This window comes from Gluconacetobacter tumulicola, from assembly GCF_014174215.1.
GTDB lineage: Bacteria > Pseudomonadota > Alphaproteobacteria > Acetobacterales > Acetobacteraceae > Gluconacetobacter > Gluconacetobacter tumulicola.
Genome location: NZ_JABEQL010000008.1, coordinates 57,098 through 75,518 on the forward strand (window position 1 = coordinate 57,098; position 18,421 = coordinate 75,518).

16 protein-coding genes and 1 pseudogene are annotated in these 18,421 nt (G+C 66.2%); 10 read left to right on the forward strand and 7 right to left on the reverse strand.

The features are described from left to right. Positions 1–61 precede the first annotated feature (61 nt). Both murJ and HLH29_RS07905 read right to left on the reverse strand, forming a co-directional pair. Positions 62–1,630 (reverse strand): murein biosynthesis integral membrane protein MurJ, encoded by a 1,569-nt coding sequence (gene murJ, locus HLH29_RS07900; protein ID WP_182965547.1) that lies wholly within the window; start codon positions 1,628–1,630, stop codon positions 62–64. Positions 1,631–1,712: 82 nt separating this feature from the next. Next, positions 1,713–2,198: a glutathione peroxidase gene (locus HLH29_RS07905; RefSeq protein WP_182965549.1), complete on the reverse strand. Its 486-nt coding sequence runs from the start codon at positions 2,196–2,198 to the stop codon at positions 1,713–1,715. 169 nt (positions 2,199–2,367) lie between these two features. Between HLH29_RS07905 and HLH29_RS07910 the strand changes: the two genes are divergently transcribed. The 3 genes from HLH29_RS07910 to HLH29_RS07920 all read left to right on the forward strand — a co-directional run bounded on the left by HLH29_RS07910 (position 2,368) and on the right by HLH29_RS07920 (position 6,192). Then, a complete protein-coding gene (locus tag HLH29_RS07910; protein ID WP_182965551.1) occupies positions 2,368–3,609 on the forward strand; it encodes a NupC/NupG family nucleoside CNT transporter in 1,242 nt (413 codons plus the stop codon). Between the two features lie 424 nt (positions 3,610–4,033). After that, complete coding sequence (locus HLH29_RS07915; protein ID WP_408871949.1) at positions 4,034–5,410, forward strand: M20/M25/M40 family metallo-hydrolase; 1,377 nt, start codon at positions 4,034–4,036, stop codon at positions 5,408–5,410. Between the two features lie 95 nt (positions 5,411–5,505). Then, on the forward strand, positions 5,506–6,192 hold the full coding sequence (locus HLH29_RS07920) for a hypothetical protein (protein WP_182965553.1): 687 nt from the start codon (positions 5,506–5,508) through the stop codon (positions 6,190–6,192). Between the two features lie 80 nt (positions 6,193–6,272). On the opposite strand, the gene HLH29_RS07925 is transcribed toward HLH29_RS07920, so the two are convergent. The 3 genes from HLH29_RS07925 to tsaD are packed head-to-tail and all read right to left on the reverse strand — an operon-like array spanning position 6,273 to position 9,212. After that, positions 6,273–7,235 (reverse strand): NAD(P)H-dependent glycerol-3-phosphate dehydrogenase, encoded by a 963-nt coding sequence (locus tag HLH29_RS07925; RefSeq protein WP_182965555.1) that lies wholly within the window; start codon positions 7,233–7,235, stop codon positions 6,273–6,275. A 4-nt stretch (positions 7,236–7,239) separates the two neighbouring features. Further along, the gene (locus HLH29_RS07930) at positions 7,240–8,067 is read right to left on the reverse strand and encodes a 23S rRNA (adenine(2030)-N(6))-methyltransferase RlmJ (protein ID WP_182965557.1); all 828 of its coding nucleotides are present in this window, start codon (positions 8,065–8,067) and stop codon (positions 7,240–7,242) included. Then, positions 8,064–9,212 (reverse strand): tRNA (adenosine(37)-N6)-threonylcarbamoyltransferase complex transferase subunit TsaD, encoded by a 1,149-nt coding sequence (gene tsaD, locus HLH29_RS07935; RefSeq protein WP_182965559.1) that lies wholly within the window; start codon positions 9,210–9,212, stop codon positions 8,064–8,066. The genes HLH29_RS07930 and tsaD overlap by 4 nt, the downstream gene beginning before the upstream one ends. A gap of 71 nt (positions 9,213–9,283) precedes the next feature. Here tsaD and hemC point away from each other — a divergent pair, with 71 nt between their 5' ends. Together hemC and HLH29_RS07945 are read left to right on the forward strand one after the other, a co-directional pair. Further along, positions 9,284–10,393, forward strand: coding sequence for a hydroxymethylbilane synthase (hemC, locus tag HLH29_RS07940; RefSeq protein WP_182965561.1), 1,110 nt, complete (start codon positions 9,284–9,286; stop codon positions 10,391–10,393). Then, a complete protein-coding gene (locus tag HLH29_RS07945; protein WP_246373996.1) occupies positions 10,383–11,144 on the forward strand; it encodes a uroporphyrinogen-III synthase in 762 nt (253 codons plus the stop codon). The genes hemC and HLH29_RS07945 overlap by 11 nt, the downstream gene beginning before the upstream one ends. A 44-nt stretch (positions 11,145–11,188) precedes the next feature. Here HLH29_RS07945 and HLH29_RS07950 read toward each other — a convergent pair. After that, positions 11,189–12,096, reverse strand: a pseudogene (locus HLH29_RS07950) (MFS transporter); the annotation flags it as partial. 581 nt (positions 12,097–12,677) lie between these two features. Continuing rightward, the gene (gene secB / locus HLH29_RS07955; RefSeq protein WP_182965563.1) at positions 12,678–13,196 is read right to left on the reverse strand and encodes a protein-export chaperone SecB; all 519 of its coding nucleotides are present in this window, start codon (positions 13,194–13,196) and stop codon (positions 12,678–12,680) included. A gap of 221 nt (positions 13,197–13,417) precedes the next feature. On the opposite strand from secB, the gene HLH29_RS07960 reads away from it, so the two are divergent. From HLH29_RS07960 to HLH29_RS07980, 5 genes are all read left to right on the forward strand, one after another. Continuing rightward, on the forward strand, positions 13,418–14,098 hold the full coding sequence (locus HLH29_RS07960) for a Tim44/TimA family putative adaptor protein (protein WP_182965565.1): 681 nt from the start codon (positions 13,418–13,420) through the stop codon (positions 14,096–14,098). Between the two features lie 59 nt (positions 14,099–14,157). After that, positions 14,158–15,315: a murein transglycosylase A gene (mltA, locus tag HLH29_RS07965; protein WP_182965567.1), complete on the forward strand. Its 1,158-nt coding sequence runs from the start codon at positions 14,158–14,160 to the stop codon at positions 15,313–15,315. Beyond that, complete coding sequence (locus HLH29_RS07970; RefSeq protein ID WP_182965569.1) at positions 15,315–16,169, forward strand: DNA-methyltransferase; 855 nt, start codon at positions 15,315–15,317, stop codon at positions 16,167–16,169. The genes mltA and HLH29_RS07970 overlap by 1 nt, the downstream gene beginning before the upstream one ends. Before the next feature lie 93 nt (positions 16,170–16,262). Continuing rightward, on the forward strand, positions 16,263–17,687 hold the full coding sequence (locus tag HLH29_RS07975; protein ID WP_408871950.1) for a cytochrome-c peroxidase: 1,425 nt from the start codon (positions 16,263–16,265) through the stop codon (positions 17,685–17,687). Between the two features lie 121 nt (positions 17,688–17,808). Then, on the forward strand, positions 17,809–18,393 hold the full coding sequence (locus HLH29_RS07980; protein WP_182965573.1) for a Smr/MutS family protein: 585 nt from the start codon (positions 17,809–17,811) through the stop codon (positions 18,391–18,393). The last annotated feature ends 28 nt before the right edge of the window (positions 18,394–18,421 follow it).

Sequence of the window (18,421 nt, forward strand, 5' to 3'; positions counted from 1 at the left end):
GGCCTGTGTACAGGCCCGGATGCCGATGTGCCAGCCGGGAAATGCCGCGTCATGGCCGGGGTCAGGCCGCGCTGCCGCGTCGCCGGGCCAGCCGGGCGCGCAGCATCGTCCCGGCCGCGCGGAGTTCCATCACGCCGAGCAGTTGCAGCCCGAGGCCGTAGGCCAGCATGCCGGCGGTGACCAGGAGCATCAGCGCCACGATCCGCAAGGGGCCATGGCGGACGGCCAGGGGGCCGAGGACGGTCAGGTTCAGCATCAGCAGCACCGCCGCCATGCCCAGTGCCGCGAGCATCATCCGGGCGACCCGCGACAGCGTGGCGGGGGCGATGTGCAGCAGGCCCCGGCGGCGCAGCACGAAGCCGAGCGTTGCCACATTGACGATCGCCGCCAGGCTGCTGGCCAGGGGCGGCCCGGCATGGAGCAGCGGATGCATCAGCAGCAGGTTCAGGACGAAATTCAGGGTGAGCGTGAACAGGCCGATCCGCACCGGTGTCGCCGTGTCGCCCCTGGCGAAAAAGCCCGGGGCCAGGACCTTGATCAGCACGAAGGCGGGCAGGCCGATGGCGAAGGCGCGCAGCGACTGCGCCGACAGCATGGCGTCGCGCGGGGTGAAAGCGCCATGCTGGAACAGTGTGGCGATGATCGGGTGGGCCAGTACGATCATGCCCAGCGCGGCCGGCAGGGTCAGGACCATGGCATAGTCGATCGCCCGGTTCTGCGCACTGTGGGCACCGTCATGGTCCTTGGCCGCCACGTGGCGGCTGAGGACCGGCAGCAGGGTGGTGCCGGCCGCAGCCCCCAGCACGCCAAGCGGCAACTGGTTGATCCGGTCGGCGAAATAGATGAACGACACGCTGCCGGCCGGCAGGTACGAGGCGATGATGGTATCGACCAGCAGGTTGATCTGGCTGATGCCGCTGCCCAGGCAGCCGATCGCCATGCGCCGGATCAGGGTGTGGATGCGCGCCGTCAGGCGTGGCGGCATCAGCATCAGGCGGAAGCCGGCACGCCGGACCGCCAGCAGCAGCAGCCCCAATTGGGCGACGCCCGATGCGGTGACGCCCCAGGCGGCCGCCTTTCCGACATCGCCGGTCAGCGGCGGCAGCAGGAGGATCGCCGCGATGCCGACGACGTTGAAGGACACATAGGCCGCCGCCGCCACGCCGAACCGGTGCAGGCCATTCAGCACGCCCGACACCAGTGCCGCCGCGCAGATCAGCACCAGATAGGGAAAGGTGATGCGGCTGAGTGAGACCGCCATATGGTAGCGGTCGCCATCCATGGGGAAGCCGGCGGCGATCACGCTGACGACCTGCGGCATGAAGATCTCGCCCAGTACCGCGATCAGCGTCAGCCAGGTCAGCAGGACGCTGAAGGTCTCGCTGGCGAAGCGGCGGGCCTTTTCGGTGCCGTCGGTCGTGAGCATGGCGGAAAAGAGCGGCACGAAGGCGGTGTTCAGCGCGCCTTCGCCGAAGAGCTGGCGGAACATGTTCGGCAGGCGGAAGGCCACCTGATAGGCATCCTGGATCGGCCCGGCCCCCAGGAAGGCCGCCAGCAGCTGATCGCGCACCAGACCCAGCACGCGGCTGAGCATCGTCCAGCCGCCGACCGTAAGAAAACCTCTGAGCAAACGGGACCTCCTGCCTTGCCGCGCGCATACTGCACGACCCCATTCATCCGGCCCAGCTTGATTCGTGCGGCGGAAGGAGGGGTCAGTGATCCAGGATCGTGCGCTCGATGGCCAGGCGCATGCGGCGGGATTCGGGCGAGGTGAGGCTGACGAACCAGTCTGCCAGCGTGCCGTCGCGGCCGATCAGGTATTTATAGAAATTCCAGCGCGGGCGGGCGAGCAGGCCGCCCTGCTGCCCCAGCCAGCGGAAGAGGGGAATCGCCTCGGGGCCACGGACGTGGCTGCGCGTGGCCATGGGAAAGGTGACGCTGTAATTGCGGGCGCAGAAGGTGGCGATCTGGTCGGCGGTGCCGGGTTCCTGGTTGCCGAAATCGTTCGACGGCACGCCGATCACCGTCAGGCCGCTGCCGCGATAGAACGACCAGAGTGCCTGCAGGCCCTCGAACTGGGGGGTGAAGCCGCATTTCGACGCGGTGTTCACGATCAGCACCGGTTTGCCCCGCAAGGCGCCGAGGTCGATCGTGCCGCCTTCCAGGGCCGGGAGGGTAAAGTCGTACGCGGTCGTCATGGGAGCCGATTCGGTCTGTTGCGGTCTATAACGGGTTGGAGCCTAGAGCAGTTTCCATCGCCGCACGAGTGGGGACGCCCGGCGCTGTCCGCCACTCTGGACAGCACATCGCGCAGGGCACAGTGTCGTTACGGTTTTGTGCCGTTACGATGTGGATTGGTGGGGTGGAATGGCGGTCCTGCATGGAATTCTCGGGTTGGCCTGCCTGATTGCGCTGGCGGTGGCGTTTTCGGCGGACCGGCGGGGTATCCGCCCCCGCATCATACTGGCGGCGGTGGCGATGCAGGTGGCGTTGGGTGGGCTGATCCTGTTCGTGCCGCCGGGGCGGGTGGCGCTGCATGCGATTTCCGGCGCGGTCGATACCGTGCTGGGATATGGCGCGCAGGGGAGTGCCTTCCTGTTCGGGCCCCTGGTCGGCCCGCGCATGGATGTGCTGTTTCCCGATGGCGGCTTCATCTTCGCGCTGCGGATTCTGCCGCAGATTGCCTATATCTCGGCCCTGATCGCGATCCTGTATTACTATCGGATCATGCAGCGGCTCGCGCGGCTGCTGGGCGGGCTGGTGCGGCGGGTGCTGGGCACCTCGATGATCGAATCCTTCTCGGCCGTCACGACGATTTTTCTCGGCCAGAGCGAGATGCCGGTGGCGCTGCGCCCGTATGTGCCGCTTCTGACGCGGGAGGAACTGTTCGCCGTCATGTCCAGCGGCACGGCCTCGGTCGCAGGCTCGGTGCTGGTGGGGTATGCCGGGCTGGGCGTGCCGATGGATTATCTGCTGGCGGCGTCGGTGATGGCGATTCCGGGCGGGCTGCTGTTCGCCAAGATCCTGATGCCGTCGCGCGAACGGACGCGAATCTCGGGCCTCGACCTGGAATTCGGTCATGAGCATCCGGTCAATGTCTTCGAGGCTATCGCCATCGGCACCGCCAGCGGTGTCGGCGTTGCGGTGGCGGTCGGTGGGATGTTGATCGCCTTTATCGGGCTGATCGCGCTGGCCAATGGGTTGATTCATGGTCTGGGAGGCTGGTTTGGCGTGGGCAACCTGTCGCTGGAGACGATCTTCGGCGTGATCTTCGCCCCGTTGGCATGGCTGATCGGGGTGCCGTGGCATGAAAGCGGCGTGGTCGGCGCGATCATGGGACAGAAGCTCGTCTTCAATGAATTCGTGGCCTATGTCGCCCTGGCGCCGCATTTTCATGATGCGACGCTGGACCCGCGTGCGCTGGCGATTGCCTCTTTCGCGCTGTGCGGGTTCGCCAATCTGTCATCGGTCGGCATCCTGATTGCCGGGTTCGGCAGCATCGCCCCCGAGCGACGGGGAGAGGTCGCGAGCATGGGGCTGCGTGCGGTGTTCGCCGGGTCGCTGTCGAATTTCGCCAGCGCCACCATCGCGGGCATGTTCATCGGTTAGCCGTGTGGGATGTCGTTGGAGAAAGTGCCAGCTGTCTGACGGTATTTCCGTTCTGGTGTGAATGTCCACCAGTTATGGGCCTCGCTGGTGCCGTCGTCGTGACGGGAAAGGCGACGCAACTGCAAATAGCGCGAGAATACTGGAAATATCGATAATTTGATATGATTCCGGTCCAAAGAAGGGCTCATATGCCGATTGTTGCGCCGGGGCGGCTGCAAACCATTGTCACGTGTGGCTTTTCACCCGAGGCGATCATGCTATAAAAATCGTTACTTTGTGATAATTTTCAGGATCGATTCCATTGTCTCTCCGCAACATGTTCCTGCCTGAAAGTGGCGATTGCTCCATCTCGCCGAAAATCGACGCGGCGTCGCCCCCTTGCGTTTTCAGATCCGAAAGAAAACATGCGTTCCTCGGGTCGGCATTGGGCGTTGCTCTGGCATTCGGCGTAGCGGGCCAGGCCTGGTCCGCCCCCGTTGGCGACCATCATGCGGTGGAGGCATCCCTGGCACTGGCGGAAAAAGCGATCGCGCTGCGCTCGGTTGCCGGGCCCGGCAACCAGACGCCGCAGGTGGCGCAACTGTTTCGGGATGCGCTGATCGCGGGCGGCTTTGCCGCGTCGGATATCGTGATCACCCCCGCGGAGGGGACTGCCTATCTGATCGCGCGTTGGCCGGGAAGCGATCCGTCGCTCAAGCCCCTGGTGATTTCCGGGCATATGGACGTCGTGGAAGCGAAGCCCGAGGATTGGACGCACGATCCCTTCAAGGCGAAAATCGAGAAAGGCTTTCTGCTGGGGCGCGGCGCGACCGACATGAAGCTGGATGATGCCATCGCGATCGAGGCGCTGATTCAGTTGAAGCGCGCGGGATACAAGCCGCGGCGTGCGATCATCATCGAATTTTCCGGCGATGAGGAAACGACGATGGCGACGGGTGCCATCATCGCGGACAAGCTGTCGGGTGCGGAAATGGTCCTGAACGTGGATGGGGCGAACGGCGTCATCGATGAAAAGACCGGCAAGCCCGATTATTTCGCCTGGGAGGGCGGCGAGAAGACCTATGCCGACTATCAGCTTGTCGTCACCAATCCCGGCGGCCATTCCTCCGAGCCGCGTCCGCTGAATGCGATCGACGAGATGGCGGAGGATCTGCTGCGCATCCAGCATTATCGCTTCCGGCCCGAACTCAACGAGCTGAGCAGGGGGTATTTCCTGGGGGCGGCGCAGTGGGAGTCGGCGTCGATCGGGGCCGCGATGCGTGCCTTTGCCGTCGAGCCGACGAATGAGGATGCCATCGAAATCCTGTCTGCCGATCCGTCTTTCGTCGGACGGATCGGCACGACCTGCGTCGTGACCGAAATCAACGGTGGCCATGCCCTCAATGCGCTGCCGCAACGGGTCACGGCCAACGTCAATTGCCGTATCTTTCCCGGCCATCCGCGGGCGGACATCCTGAACGAGCTTCGGCAGGCGGCGGCCGACCCCGGCATGACGATCACGGATGTCACGGCCGGGTCGGTCGAGACGCCGGCCTCGCCCATGCGTGCGGATGTCGTCAGGGCTATCGAACATGCGGTGCATGGCGTTTATCCGAACGTGGCCGTTTTCCCGGCATTGGGATCGGGTGCCAGCGACAGCATGTGGTTTCGGTCCCACGGCGTGCCGAGCTATGCCGTGAGCCCGCTGTTCATCAGGAATTCGGATTCGTTCATGCATGGGCTGAACGAGCGGACGCCCGTCGCGAGTGTGGGACCTGCCATCGATATCGTCGCGACGCTGGTGACGGATCTTTCGCGTTAGGGGCGGGCGGATATGCGCGATCGCTCCGCAATGGATCGTGCCACGTCGCGGCAGCCTGCGGTGGACGGTCTGTACTCGTCGGGAGAGAAGACCCGATGACGGGGGCGATTATGCGGACGGCTGGGCGGTCGCTCCGTTTCGGGAGTGCGGTCTTCCTGTCCATGTTGCTGGCGCATGCATTCAATTACTTCCTGCATGAATACGCCCATTCCTTCATGGCGTGGCTGCTGCGCTGGAAGGCGGACCCGTTCGCCCTGAACTATGGAACGGCCTCGATCGACAACATCCTGCTTCAGCAGCAGATCGATGAAAATGTCGATTATGGGCCGATCCTTGCCAGTGGCGAGGGCTGGCAGGCCGCGCTGATCGCCGCCGCCGGACCCTTGCTGGCCAACGGGGGGACCGCGCTCCTCTGTCATCGCCTGATCGTGCGCGCGGTCCGTCCCGCTGCCTTGTGGTGGCTGGTGTGGGTCGATGCGTTCTCGACCTTCAATGTCTGGAGCTATGCCCCGCTGAGGGTGCTGACGACCCATGGGGATATGGCGCTCCTGGCCAGGGGACTGGGGGTGTCGGTATGGGTGCTGTTTCCGTTCGCCACGTCGTTCGCGGCCTGGCTGCTCTGGCGCTTAGCCTTTGCGCATTGCCGCTGGCGCAGAAACGGCTCTACCCGGACGATGCCCAGATCAGCTTCAGCATGGTGGTCCTGGCGATCAGCGTCCCGTTTTTCTCCATTTCCGGTCTTTTCGGATGCGGACCGTTTTGTGCCATGCTGGCGATCGTGAGTTTTTTCATGATGATGCCGGCGTTGATGGCGGCGCAGCGAACGGGGGCGGGCCGCTGAGCGTTCGCTCCTGCCGCCAGGTCACTCGATCCCGACGGGGCGGCTGAGCAGGCGGTCGCGGGCTTCGTTCAGGCCGATATCGCCGGCCAGCAGCAGCGACATCGTTTCGATCACCGGCACGGCGATGCCATGGGCGCGGGCCAGGGCGAGGATTGCGGGGGCGGTGGCGACGCCCTCGGCGACGGTGGTGCGGCTGCCCAGGATCGCGGCCAGTGATTCGCCCCTTCCCAGTGCCAGGCCCAGGCTGAAATTGCGCGACGATGGGCCGGTGCAGGTCAGGATGAGGTCGCCGACGCCCGCCAGGCCCGAGAGGGTGGAGGCGCGGCCGCCCAGCCCCAGCGCCAGCCGGCCCAGTTCGGCCAGGCCGCGCGTGATCAGCGAGGCCCGGGCGTTTTCGCCCAGGCCGGCGCCGATGGTGGCGCCGGCGGCGATGGCGATGACATTCTTCGCCGCCCCGCCGACCTGCACGCCGATCGCGTCGTCACTGGCGTACAGGCGGAAGGTCGGCGTGGTCAGGTGATCGGCCAGGGTGCGGGCCAGCGTCAGGTCGGTGCAGGCCAGGACGGCGGCGGTGGGCAGGCCCTGTGCGACTTCATGCGCGAAATTGGGGCCGGAGAGCACCGCGCGCGGCAGGTCGGGATAGCGGTCCGCGATCACCTCCAATGGCAATGCCAGCGTGTCGCGTTCCACGCCCTTGCAGCAGGCGATCATGGGCCCGGCTGGGGGGATGTGCGCCAGTACGGCGCGCAGATGCTGCATGGGCACCGCCAGCAGCACCGCATCGGCCTGGGTCGGCATGGCGTCGGTCACGGTGATGGTCTCGGGTAGCGTGACATGCGGCAGGCGGGGCAGGGTGCGGGCATCGCTCAGGGTTTCGGGGTGGCGGGCCCACAGATGTACCAGCGCCCCGGCGCGGGCGGCCTGGGTGGCCAGCGCGATTCCCCAGGCGCCGGCCCCGATGACGGCAATGCGTGCGGCGGCCATGATCCTATTCCTCCACGATGCGCGTGACGGTCGCCTCTCCCGTCCCGTCAGGGGAGAGATGGGTCAGGGCGCGCAGGGCCGGAAGAGCGGCTTCGGTGAAGCCGAAGGGGGGATTGATCACCACCAGTCCGCATCCGTTGAGGCGTGTGGGGTCGAGTGGCGGACGCAGGGTGAGTTCCAGCGCCACGATGTCGCGAATCCCCGAACCGCGCAGCGAATCGAGGAAGGCGCGTACCGGCGCGCGGTGCTTGATCGGATACCAGCCCGCCAGGATGCCGGTGGCGAATCGCCGATGCGCCGTTATCAGCCCTTGGGCCAGACGGCCGAATTCGTCGGGCTGCTCGAAAGGCGGATCAATCAGTACCAGGCCGCGCTTCGCATCGCGCGGCGGCAGCAGCGCGCCGAGGGCCGCATAGCCGTCGCGGGCATGGACCGAGACCTGGCTGTTGCCGGCGAACAGGTGGCGCAGCACGAGACTGTCTTCGGGATGCAGTTCGCAGCACACCAGCCGGTCCTGTGGCCGCAGCATCATCGCCGCGATCAGGGGGGAGCCGGGATAGACCTCCGGCGCGCCGGCCCGGCGGACCAGGTCCAGATAGGCAGGGGGCAGGTCGGAGGGTGGATCGGCCAGCAGGCGGCCGATCCCGTCCTGCCATTCCATGGTGCGGGTGGCCTGCGCGCCGCCCAGATCGTAGCGCCCGATGCCGGCATGGGTATCCAGAACCGAAAACGCCGCCGGCTTGCGCGCCAGCGCCTGGAGCAGCAGCACCAGCAGCGCGTGTTTCATGCAGTCGGCGAAATTGCCAGCGTGGAAGGCGTGGCGGTAATTCATGCGGCGGTCGCGTCGAATCGGGCGGCCATCTGGTCCAGCGGCCAGCGCGGGCGGGGCAGAAGGTCCAGATCGTCCACCGGTGGCAGGCCGAGGGCGAGCCGGGCGCGCATGGTTTCGATGGCCGCCCAGCCCACCATCACGGCGTTGTCGGTACACAGGCGCAGCGGTGGTGCCGCGAAGGGCAGGCCGCGTGCCTCGGCCAGCGAATCCAGCCGTGCGCGCAGGGCGCTGTTGGCCGCGACGCCGCCGGCCGCGACCAGCAGGGTGGCGTCGGGCATCATGTCCAGCGCGTGGGCCACGCGATCGCCCACGATATCCGCCACCGCGTCCTGGAAGCTGGCGGCGATGCCGGCGGCAACCGGGCGGGGCAGGGCGCCATTGTCGTAGGGGGCCAGTTTCTGAACCACGGCAGTCTTGAGGCCGGAGAAGGAGAAATCGCAGCCGGGGCGCCCGTGCAGTGGGCGGGGAAGCGGCCAGGGGGCCGGATCGCCCTCGCGCGCCAGGGCCTCCACCGCCGGGCCGCCCGGCCAGCCGAGGCCGAGCATTTTCGCCACCTTGTCGAAGGCCTCGCCGGCCGCGTCGTCGATCGTGCCGCCGAGCTTGCGATAATGGCCCACGCCCTCGACGGCGATGCACTGGCAATGGCCGCCGGAGACCAACAGCAGCAGGTATGGGAACGGGGCGCCGCCGGGCACCAGACCGGGCAGGCGCGCGGTCAGGGCATGGGCTTCGATATGGTTCACGGCGATGAACGGCCGGCCCAGCGCCACGGCCAGCCCCTTGCCGACGCCCGCACCCACGATCAGCCCGCCGATCAGGCCCGGCCCGGTGCTGGCGGTGACGGCACCCAGCGCCCCGGCCGGCAGGCCTGCCGCGTCCAGCGTCTGGCGCACCAGGCCGGGCAATGCCGCCAGATGGGCCCGGGCCGCGATTTCGGGCACCACGCCGCCGAAGGGGATGTGCCCGGACTGCGACAGCACGGTTTCGGCCAGGATAGTGCCGTCCGGCGCCAGGATGGCGCAGGCCGTGTCGTCGCAGGACGATTCGATGGCCAGAACGGGGGCCAGCACCGGGGCCAGAACGGGCGCCTGGGCTGGGGATTCGGCCGACGCCGGGGCGCCGAGGGGAGGAGAAGACATGATCATTGCGCAAAAGACAGTTCCGCCGGGCGTTATGTCATCTTTTCTTCGGGCCGTCGCGGTAATAGAGACAGTACATGGTTTTCGCTCCGTCCTCCGTCTCCGACGGGTCCGCCGCCCAGGCTTCGGCCCAAGCTTCGGCATTGCAAAAGATCGCGGCCGAGGCTGCCGCGCGCCAGAAGCTGGGCGTGGTGCGCCCCGCCTTGCCGCATCGGCGCCAGTTGCCGTTGCGCGTCGGCACGCGGGCGTCGCCGCTGGCGCTGGTGCAGACGCGCGCCTTCCTGACCATGCTGACGCGTTTCTGCCCCGTGTTGCGCGACATGGGGGCCTTCCAGGAACACCAGATCAACACCACGGGCGATCAGGTGCAGAACCGCCGCCTGGCGGAAATTGGCGGCAAGGGCCTGTTTGCCAAGGAAATCCATGACGCGCTGTCGGATGGGCGGATCGATTTCGCGGTCCATAGTCTGAAAGACCTGGAGACGACGCTGCCGTCCGGGCTGGTGCTGGCCTGCACCCTGCGGCGCGAGGATGCGCGGGACGTGCTGATCCTGCGGCCCGGCGAAGGGCGGCCGGAGGTCGATCCGGCGGCGCCGTTCGACGCTCTGCCGCGCGGGGCCCTGGTCGGCTGCGCGTCTGTGCGGCGGCAGGCCCAGATGCTGCACGAGCGGCCCGACCTGCGCTTCGGCCTGCTGCGGGGCAATGTGCAGACGCGGCTGGATAAGCTGGCGGCGGGGCAGTGCGACGCCACCCTGCTGGCGCTGGCCGGCCTGCGCCGGCTGGGCATGGGGGACCGGGCCGACATTATTCTGGACCCCGAGATCATGGTGCCGGCGGCCGGGCAGGGGATCGTGGGCGTGACGGTGCGCGAAAGTGACATCGAACTGCGCGAACTGCTGGCGGCGATCGAGGATTACGAGGCCCGGGCCGTCTCGACGGCCGAGCGTGCCCTGCTGGCGGAGCTGGACGGGTCGTGCCGCACGCCGATCGGCGGCTACGCCCGCCTGATCGACGATGCGCAAGGGGGCGAACCGGTGCTGCGCCTGACCGGGCTGGTGGCGCGGGAGGATGGATCTTTCCTGCTGCGCCGCGTGGTGACCGGCGCGCCGACGGATGCGGAGCGGATGGGGCGCGAACTGGGACACAGCCTGCGGGCCGACAGTCCCGCGGATATTTTTGCGCCCTGACCTGCCGACCGGCCTGCCATCTGGCGGGTCGCGACCGGCGGTGCTGGTCACCCGGCCGGAGCCGGGCCTGAGCGAAACCATGGCGGCCGTGACGGCACTGGGCTGGCGTGCCGTGGCCTTGCCGGCGTTGCGTGCCGAGCCGATCCTGCGCGCGCCGCTGCCGGTGCGCGGTGTGCAGGCGATTCTGGTCACGAGTGGCCAGGCGGTTACCGCGCTTGCAGGCCGGGTGCCGGTGAATATGCCTGTTCTGGCGGTTGGTGTCGCGACGGCGCGCCGGGCGCGTGCGGCCGGTTTTGCGCATGTGACGCCGGCCGATGGTACGGCCGATGCGCTGGCCGATCTGGTAAGGGCGGAGTGGCGCCCGGCCGGGGGGGCGCTGCTGCTGGCGACCGCGCCGGGATATGGGCGTGATCTGGCGGAAGCCTTGCGCCGCAGCGGCTTCAGGGTTCTTCGGCGTTGTGTCTATCGCATCCGGCCGGGGATGCCGCCTGCCGACATCCTGCGCGGGATGATCGGGCGGGAGGCGGTCGCGGCGGCCCTGTTCTTCTCGGCCGAAACGGCGCGTCAGTTCCTGCGGCATCTGCCCCGCGACGTGCGGGAGAGGCTGCGCGGGGCGCGGGCCATCGCGATTTCCGACAAGACGGCCGAGATTCTTGCCACGACGGGGTGGCGTGAAATCGTCCTGGCCGCCACGCCCGATCAGGCCGCGATGCTCGACCTTCTGGGCGTGGCTGGACAGGCGGAAGGGTAGGTGGGGCCCGGCCGCCTGTCGTGCGGCCGGGCGCGTTCTTTGCGTCAGTGGAAGGCGGCGGCGCCTTGATGCAGGTCCTGGCCTCGGGCACGGGCCTGCCGCATATAGGCGCGCGCGTGTTCCGGGATCGAGAGAGACAGTGTCAGCACGCCGGCAAAGACATAGAGGCCGGAGAAGATCCAGATGACCCCCTCGATGCCATGCCACGACTGGAACCAGGTGACGATGGCCGGGCCGACCCAGGTGCTGGCCCCGGCGCCAAGGCCGAGCGTCGAGAGGGCGGCGGCCTTCTCTTTCGGGCAGATCTGCGGGACCAGGCCCGACAGGGGCACGAACGCCGCGATGGTCGCGCCGTAGAAGATGCCGACCAGCGCCGCGACGAGGAAATTGCGTGATAGGCCAGCGGCACATAATAGAAGGCGGGAACCGAGATCGCCGCCCCCAGGCAGCCTGCGACCGAAACTACCGTCCGATGGCCCAGCCTGTCGGCCAGCATGCCCGACATCAGGTTGAACAGGATGTTGCTCATGAACACGATGGAGAGCAGCACCAGCCACTGCGACAGGGAGAAGCCGACCACCTTGGTGAAGAAGGCCGGCATGATCACCAGGAACGCATACTCGGACGAGGTGTTGATGGTGCGGACGATCATCGTCAGGAATGTCCTGGGCTCGCGCCACAGGATGGAGATCGATCCGAAGAAGATGCCGCCCACCGAGACGTCGCGCGGTGCCAGGCGCGAGGCGCCATGCGGTTCACGCGTCATCAGCAGCGCGACGCAGCCGCCCGCGACGACCAGTACCAGCGACAGCCAGAAGGTCGTGATCTCGCCGACCAGGGGGATCGTGACGCTGGCGAAGAGGGAGCCGAGGGTCGGCAGGCTGCCGGAGAAGGTGAACCAGAACCATCCCGCGGCCGAGCCGAGTTGGTGGGGCGGTGTCGCGGCTGCGATCCGCTTCGCCTCATTACGAAGCATCGATGCAAGCTGCGTTCGAAATCGCGATGCGGTGTGCGCAGGGTCGATTCCGAAATCATCATGTAGGGATGCGCGTCCAGGACGCGGAAATCGTCAGTTTCGTGACGAAATCTCGGTATACGATAATATATCGCGTGGGACTGTTTTTGTTGTCGAAATATTCTGAATAGTTCGGAGTAAAGTAAAACCGGAATTGATCTCATATTTGCGCGTTTTGTGCGCAAAATTTACTTATTTTTCTCCTACCATCAATGTCGTATGGATACGTTATAAGAAATATACGAAGATTTGGATGGAAAATATCATAAAAGTGGATAAATTCTGGCAAATATATGACGATATTATGGTATATTATTTTGAAAATAAATAGCCTTAATGAGAAATTATTTTGTAAATTCGTGCGTGATCTATGTAAATACCGCTTCGAATTTTATTATATTATTGTAGATCTGTGCAAATATAAAATATATGTTCTTGGCCCGCTCGGGCGGTGCCAGAAACAGAAAGGCCCGCACGAGGCGGGCCTTTCCAGTCAGAAATGATCGTTCAGCGCGGGATCAGGCGTTGCCGGCCGTCTGGGGGAAGCTGCTGCGCTTGGCCTGCCACAGGGCGACGAAGTCGATCGGCTGCAGCACGACCGGGGGGAAGCCGCCGTCACGGGTGACTTCGCTGATGATGTTGCGCACGTACGGGAAGATCAGGCGCGGCACTTCGACCAGGAGGATCGGCTCGATCAGGTCTTCGGGCGCATTGCCCAGCGTCACCACTGCGGCATAGGCCAGTTCGGCGACGAAGACCACGCGGCCGGGGGCGGCGCCTTCCTTTTCCGGCGCTTCCACGGCTTCGGTCTTGATCGACAGCACGACCTCGAAGACCGGCTGCTCGGGCGGCAGGCGGTTGGCCTGCACGTCGATGTTCACCGAGATCTGGGGGTTCGCGCGCAGCGTGGCGAAAATTTCGGCGCCCGAGGGAACTTCGAACGACAGATCCTTGATATACTGCACATTAATGGCCAGCGGCAGCGCCGGCGGGGCATTCTGGCTTCCGTCGGCGGGGAGCTGAGTCGTATCGGACATGAACGAAGATTTCCTTGCGGGCAATAAGTGCGGATACCGACATCGCCGGTAGCACGCTCCGCGACGTTCGCCAACCTTGACGGGACGGAGGGGCGGAAATTCCTCCTGCTCTGGATCGGCCTGCCGCATTGTGTCGGCGGAGTGCGTTCCCTATGTGTTAGGGCATCATAAAGGGATCGCGCTGCCGGCAGGCCCGGCGCGCCTTTCGGTTAGGCTTGGTGATGGATCTTTCGTTCAGTCATTTTCCGTTCGACCTGGTGCTCTTCGGGCTGATTGCGGCGTTTCTCGCGCTGCGGCTGCGCGGCATCCTGGGGACACGGGTGGGGGTCGAGCCCGCATCGCCCGCCGCCCCGGCACCCCGGCCGGGGCCGGTGATCGAAGGCCGGGCCGAGCCGCCGGCCGCGCTGACCGACTATGACGTGCCGGCGCCCGAGACCAGGGTGGGCCAGGTGCTGGGTGCCATCGCCGGGCAGGAACGTGAGTTCGTGCCGGCGCAGTTCCTGCGTGGGGTCGAGGTGTCGTTCCGCCAGGTGGTCCAGGCTTTCGGCGCCGGCGACCGCGCCATGCTGCGCGAACGCCTGACCGCCGAGGCATTCAGCGCGTTCGACGCCGCGATCCAGTCGCGCGAGCAGGCGGGTGAGACCCAGAAGAGCGAGGTCCGTGCCATCGGCGGCCTGGCGATCGTCGATGCGGCCATCGACCAGATGGCAGGAGCGCCGTGCGCGCGGATCGACGTCCGTATCGTCTCGGACCAGATCAGCCTGACGCTGGACAAGGACGGGCATCCGGTGGCCGGAACCGACGCCGTGACCGAATTCTCGGATCTGTGGACGTTCGAGCGTCTGCTTGGCGTGTCGATCGGCGGCGCGGCCTGGCGTCTGGCGGCCAGCCGCAGCGCCTGAAGGATCTCCCTCCGCGACCGTCGCGGTTCCCGAATATAAGAGCAAGTCTGGCTGTTTCCTTGAGCTATTTCCGCCTGTCCAACGTCATGCGGGGCGTCTGTGCCGCCGCAATCCTTCTGCTGTCCGCCTGCGCCGAAACGGGCCAAGGCGAGCGTCAGCCCGTCGCTTTTTCCTCCCTGTCGGGCTGGGGCCCGGACGAGGCGGGGCGGGCCCTGCCGGTATTCCTGAAGGAATGCCGCCATCTCGGCCGCCTGCCCGCCGAGACGACGCTGGGGACCGAAAGCGGCCCTGGGGCGCGTGTGGGCGACTGGCTGCCCGCCTGCCGGGCGGCGGCGGTGCTGCCCGTCGATGACAATGCGGCGGCGCAGCGCTTCTATGAAACATGGTTCCAGCCGGTCCTGATGTCGTCGTCGGCGCTCTTCACCGGCTATTACGAGCCGGAGGTCCGGGGCGCTTTGTCGCGTGGTGGTGTCTACCAGACGCCGGTCTATCGCGTGCCTGACGATCTGACGCGGGCGCGGGCCACCGATGGGCGCATGGTGTCTGGCCATTGGCAGGGCGGGCAGTTCGTGCCGTACTGGTCGCGCGCGCAGATCGATGCCGGGGCATTGGCGGGGCGGAACCTGGAAATGCTCTGGGTCGCCGATCCGGCGGACCTGTTCTTCCTGCAGATCCAGGGGTCGGGCCGGGTGCGCCTGCCGAGCGGGCAGATCGTGCGGTTGTGCTTCGGCGGCAAGAACGGGCAGCCCTATGTGCCGCTGGGCCGTGTCCTGGTACAGAAGGGCGAGATGAGCGAGGATGACGTCAGCATGCAGTCGATCCGTGCCTGGCTGGCGGCCCACCCCGAGCAGGCGCGCGCGGTGATGGAGGAGAATCCGAATTACGTGTTCTTCAATGCCCTGGATGATGTGCCGGTCAGTCTGGGTGCGCCCGGTGCGATGGGCGTGCCGCTGGAACCGGGCCGGTCGGCGGCGGTGGATCGGGGGGTGATTCCCCTGGGCACGCCCATGTGGGTGGAGACGAGCTTGCCGGCGCCGTCGAACCAGACCTGGCGGCGGCTGGTCTATGCGCAGGATATCGGCACCGATATCAAGGGCGCCGCGCGGGCCGACCTTTTCCTGGGCTGGGGCGACGAGGCCGAACAGACCGCCGGAGCCATGCGCCAGTCCGGCCGGCTGATTGCCCTGCTGCCTCGTCCTGTCGTTACCCGACCCTGATGGCACCGCGAAGCGGGTCTGGCACCCGCACCCGTCCCCCCCGCGCCGTGCGCCAGGCGATCGGGCCGCATCTGCTGGTGCGGAATGACTGCCTGCGCGAGCTGCGCCGGATGGAGGCGGATTCGGTCGATGTCGTCGTGACCTCGCCGCCCTACAATATCGGCCTGGGCTATCGGACCTATCGCGACCGTATGTCCGAACCCCAGTATCTGGACTGGATGATGGCGGTCGCGCGTGAACTGCATCGGGTGATGCGGCCGGATGGTTCGTTCTTTTTGAATATCGCGGGATCGTCGGCGCAGCCGTGGCTGCCGTTCGAACTGGCGGTTCGGCTGCGCGAGATTTTCCATCTGCAGAATCATATCAGCTGGATCAAGTCGATCTCGGTCCATGACGACACGTATGGGCATTTCAAGCCGGTCAACAGCACGCGTTACATGCACCGTAACCACGAGCATCTGTTCCATCTGACTCGTTCCGGCACGGTGGAACTCAGCCGTCTGGATGTCGGGGTGCCGTACAAGGACAAATCGAACATCGCGCGGCGCGGGCATGAACAGGACAAGCGCTGTCGTGGCGACACCTGGTTCATTCCCTATGAAACGGTGCGCGACAAGGCGCAGAAATTCAATCATCCCGGGACGTTCCCGGTGCAGTTGCCGCGCATGTGCATCCGTCTGCATGGCCGGCCGGACCCGCTGGTCCTCGACCCGTTCATGGGCACGGGCACAACCCTGGTTGCCGCGCAGGCGGAAGGCGCGCGCGGCATCGGAATCGAACTGGACGCGGCCTATGTAAAAGTGGCGCGGGACCGGTTGAAACTGGCGATGGACGGGCATGATCTGTCCGATTGATCGACCCGATCAATCGTTTTTATGAAAAATATGATTTTGACATATGTTTTATAGATCCGGCACACCCTTCCAGAAATGGTAGGAGAAATCGACGTGTCGGTGCGCAAGGCAATAGTTTCGGTCGCGGTTCTGGGGATTGTCGCCTATGGCGGCGTGGTGGGTTATCTGACCCATTTCGACCGTGAAACGGCACCGACGCTGGATACCCATTCGCCGACCCTGGCGGACCCGGTGGCTTCGGCGGCATTTGCCGCCATTCGTGAGGCACGATGCGATTATTGCCATGCGCGCAATGTCGATTTGCCCTTCTATTTCCACGTGCCGGTGGCCAATCAGCTGATGCAGCGCGATCTGGATCAGGGATTGCGCCACTTCCGGGTCGAACCGGTGATCGAGGCCTTCCAGACCGGTGCCGTTCCCTCCGAGGAACAACTGGCGCGGATCGAGGAAGTGGTTCGCCAGAACCGCATGCCGCCGACGCTTTACCTGCTGATGCATTGGCATGCCCATCTGTCGCAGGCGCAGCGCGATGCGCTGCTGAACTGGGTTGCCGCCGAGCGGCGCGCGCATTACGCGACGCCGGGCGTTGCTGCGCGCTTCGCCGGGGAGCCGGTCCAGCCCGTGCCCGAAAGCGTGTCCGTCGACGCGGCCAAGGTGGCCCTGGGCCAGCGCCTGTTCTTCGACAAGCAATTGTCGGGCGATGGCACGCTGAACTGCGCCAGTTGCCATGCGCTGGATCATGGCGGCGTGGATGGGCGCGTCACGGCGCTGGGGATCAATGGCCAGCATGGCCCGATCAATGTGCCGACCGTCTATGACGCGGTGTTCAACAAGAGTCAGTTCTGGAACGGGCGGGCCGCCACGCTGGCCGACCAGGCGGCCGGTCCGGTCATGAACCCGCTGGAAATGGGCTCGCATGACTGGACGCTGGTTGCCGACAAGGTGAAGCAGGACCCGAGCTATGTCTCGGCCTTCCATGATGCGTTCGGTTCCGACGATATCGACAAGGACCGGATGACCACGGCCATCGCGGAATATGAAAAGACGCTGATCACGCCCGACAGCCGCTTCGACCGCTACCTGAAGGGCGATGAGCAGGCCCTGAATGCGCAGGAGAAGAACGGTTACGCGCTGTTCAAGAGCGTGGGCTGCTCGGGCTGCCATACCGGCGTCTCGCTGGGTGGCCAGGCGTTCGAGGTGATGGGGCTGGAAGGCGATTATTTCGCGGCGCGCGGGGGAGCCGTGACCGATGCCGACAGGGGGCGCTACACCGTCTCCGGGTCACCGGACGACATGGAGCGTTTCAAGGTGCCGAACCTGCGCAATATCGCGCTGACCGCACCCTATTTCCACGATGGCAGCGTGAAGACGCTGGAAGACGCGGTGCGGCTGATGGCGCGTTATCAGACGCCCGATCACACCCTGTCCGACCATGACGTCGCCGATATCGTGGCCTTCCTGCGGACCTTGACCGGCACCTATCAGGGACAGCCCCTGGCCGGTACCGAGGCGCCCTGAGGCACCATCGGTGAAGCAGCGCGCGTCCGGGCTTCGATTGGGGCGCGAACTGCTTTAAGATCAGGTGCATCGGGGCGATGGGCGGCATGGGGTCGCCCGCCGGCAGGCGGGGAGAAGGGTGGTGCGCCGTCGGCGGGTTCTCGGGAAAGACGAACAGGCGCTGTGGACGGCCTTCGTGCGCGATATCCGGCCGCTGGCCCGCAAGGCGGTGCGGCCGAAGCCGGTGGATGCTGCGCCGCCCGTGCCGGCGGCCTCCGCCCCATCGGCTGATGATCGTGTTGCCCGTTCTGCGCCTCCGGCGCCGCCGTCCGACCTGCCTCGTGTGGGGCGGCCGGCCTATACGCTGGTCCGGTCGCGGGCCGAGATTGCGATCGGCCAACGGGGGCCGGGTCTGGACGATACAAGCTGGCGGACGTTGGTCAGCGGCAAGCTGCGTCCGTCGCGGACGCTCGACCTGCATGGCCAGAACGCGCAGGCCGCCTTTCAGCGCCTGCATGCCTTTCTGGTGCAGGCGCGTTCCGACAATCTGCGATGCGTGGAAGTCATTACCGGGCTGGGCTCGGGCCGGGAAGGCGGGGTCCTGCGGCGCGAACTCCCGTTCTGGCTGGGGCGGCCGGATCTGCGGCCGCTGATCCTGGCGGTCGTGCATCCTCATGCCGCCAATCAGGGTTCGGTTCGTATCCTGCTGCGCCGGGCGCGCGGCTGAGCTTGAAACCGGCGCTGCAGGCTGCCTC

What these genes read in the sequence shown, in the direction of transcription:
- HLH29_RS07910 (WP_182965551.1), top strand. Translation starts at nt 2,368, where the DNA reads ATGGCGGTCCTGCATGGAATTCTCGGGTTGGCCTGCCTGATTGCGCTG.
- HLH29_RS07960 (WP_182965565.1), top strand. Translation starts at nt 13,418, where the DNA reads ATGGATCTTTCGTTCAGTCATTTTCCGTTCGACCTGGTGCTCTTCGGG.
- HLH29_RS07970 (WP_182965569.1), top strand. Translation starts at nt 15,315, where the DNA reads ATGGCACCGCGAAGCGGGTCTGGCACCCGCACCCGTCCCCCCCGCGCC.
- tsaD (WP_182965559.1), bottom strand. Translation starts at nt 9,212, where the DNA reads ATGATCATGTCTTCTCCTCCCCTCGGCGCCCCGGCGTCGGCCGAATCC.
- HLH29_RS07905 (WP_182965549.1), bottom strand. Translation starts at nt 2,198, where the DNA reads ATGACGACCGCGTACGACTTTACCCTCCCGGCCCTGGAAGGCGGCACG.
- hemC (WP_182965561.1), top strand. Translation starts at nt 9,284, where the DNA reads ATGGTTTTCGCTCCGTCCTCCGTCTCCGACGGGTCCGCCGCCCAGGCT.
- HLH29_RS07930 (WP_182965557.1), bottom strand. Translation starts at nt 8,067, where the DNA reads ATGAATTACCGCCACGCCTTCCACGCTGGCAATTTCGCCGACTGCATG.
- HLH29_RS07925 (WP_182965555.1), bottom strand. Translation starts at nt 7,235, where the DNA reads ATGGCCGCCGCACGCATTGCCGTCATCGGGGCCGGCGCCTGGGGAATC.
- HLH29_RS07920 (WP_182965553.1), top strand. Translation starts at nt 5,506, where the DNA reads ATGACGGGGGCGATTATGCGGACGGCTGGGCGGTCGCTCCGTTTCGGG.
- secB (WP_182965563.1), bottom strand. Translation starts at nt 13,196, where the DNA reads ATGTCCGATACGACTCAGCTCCCCGCCGACGGAAGCCAGAATGCCCCG.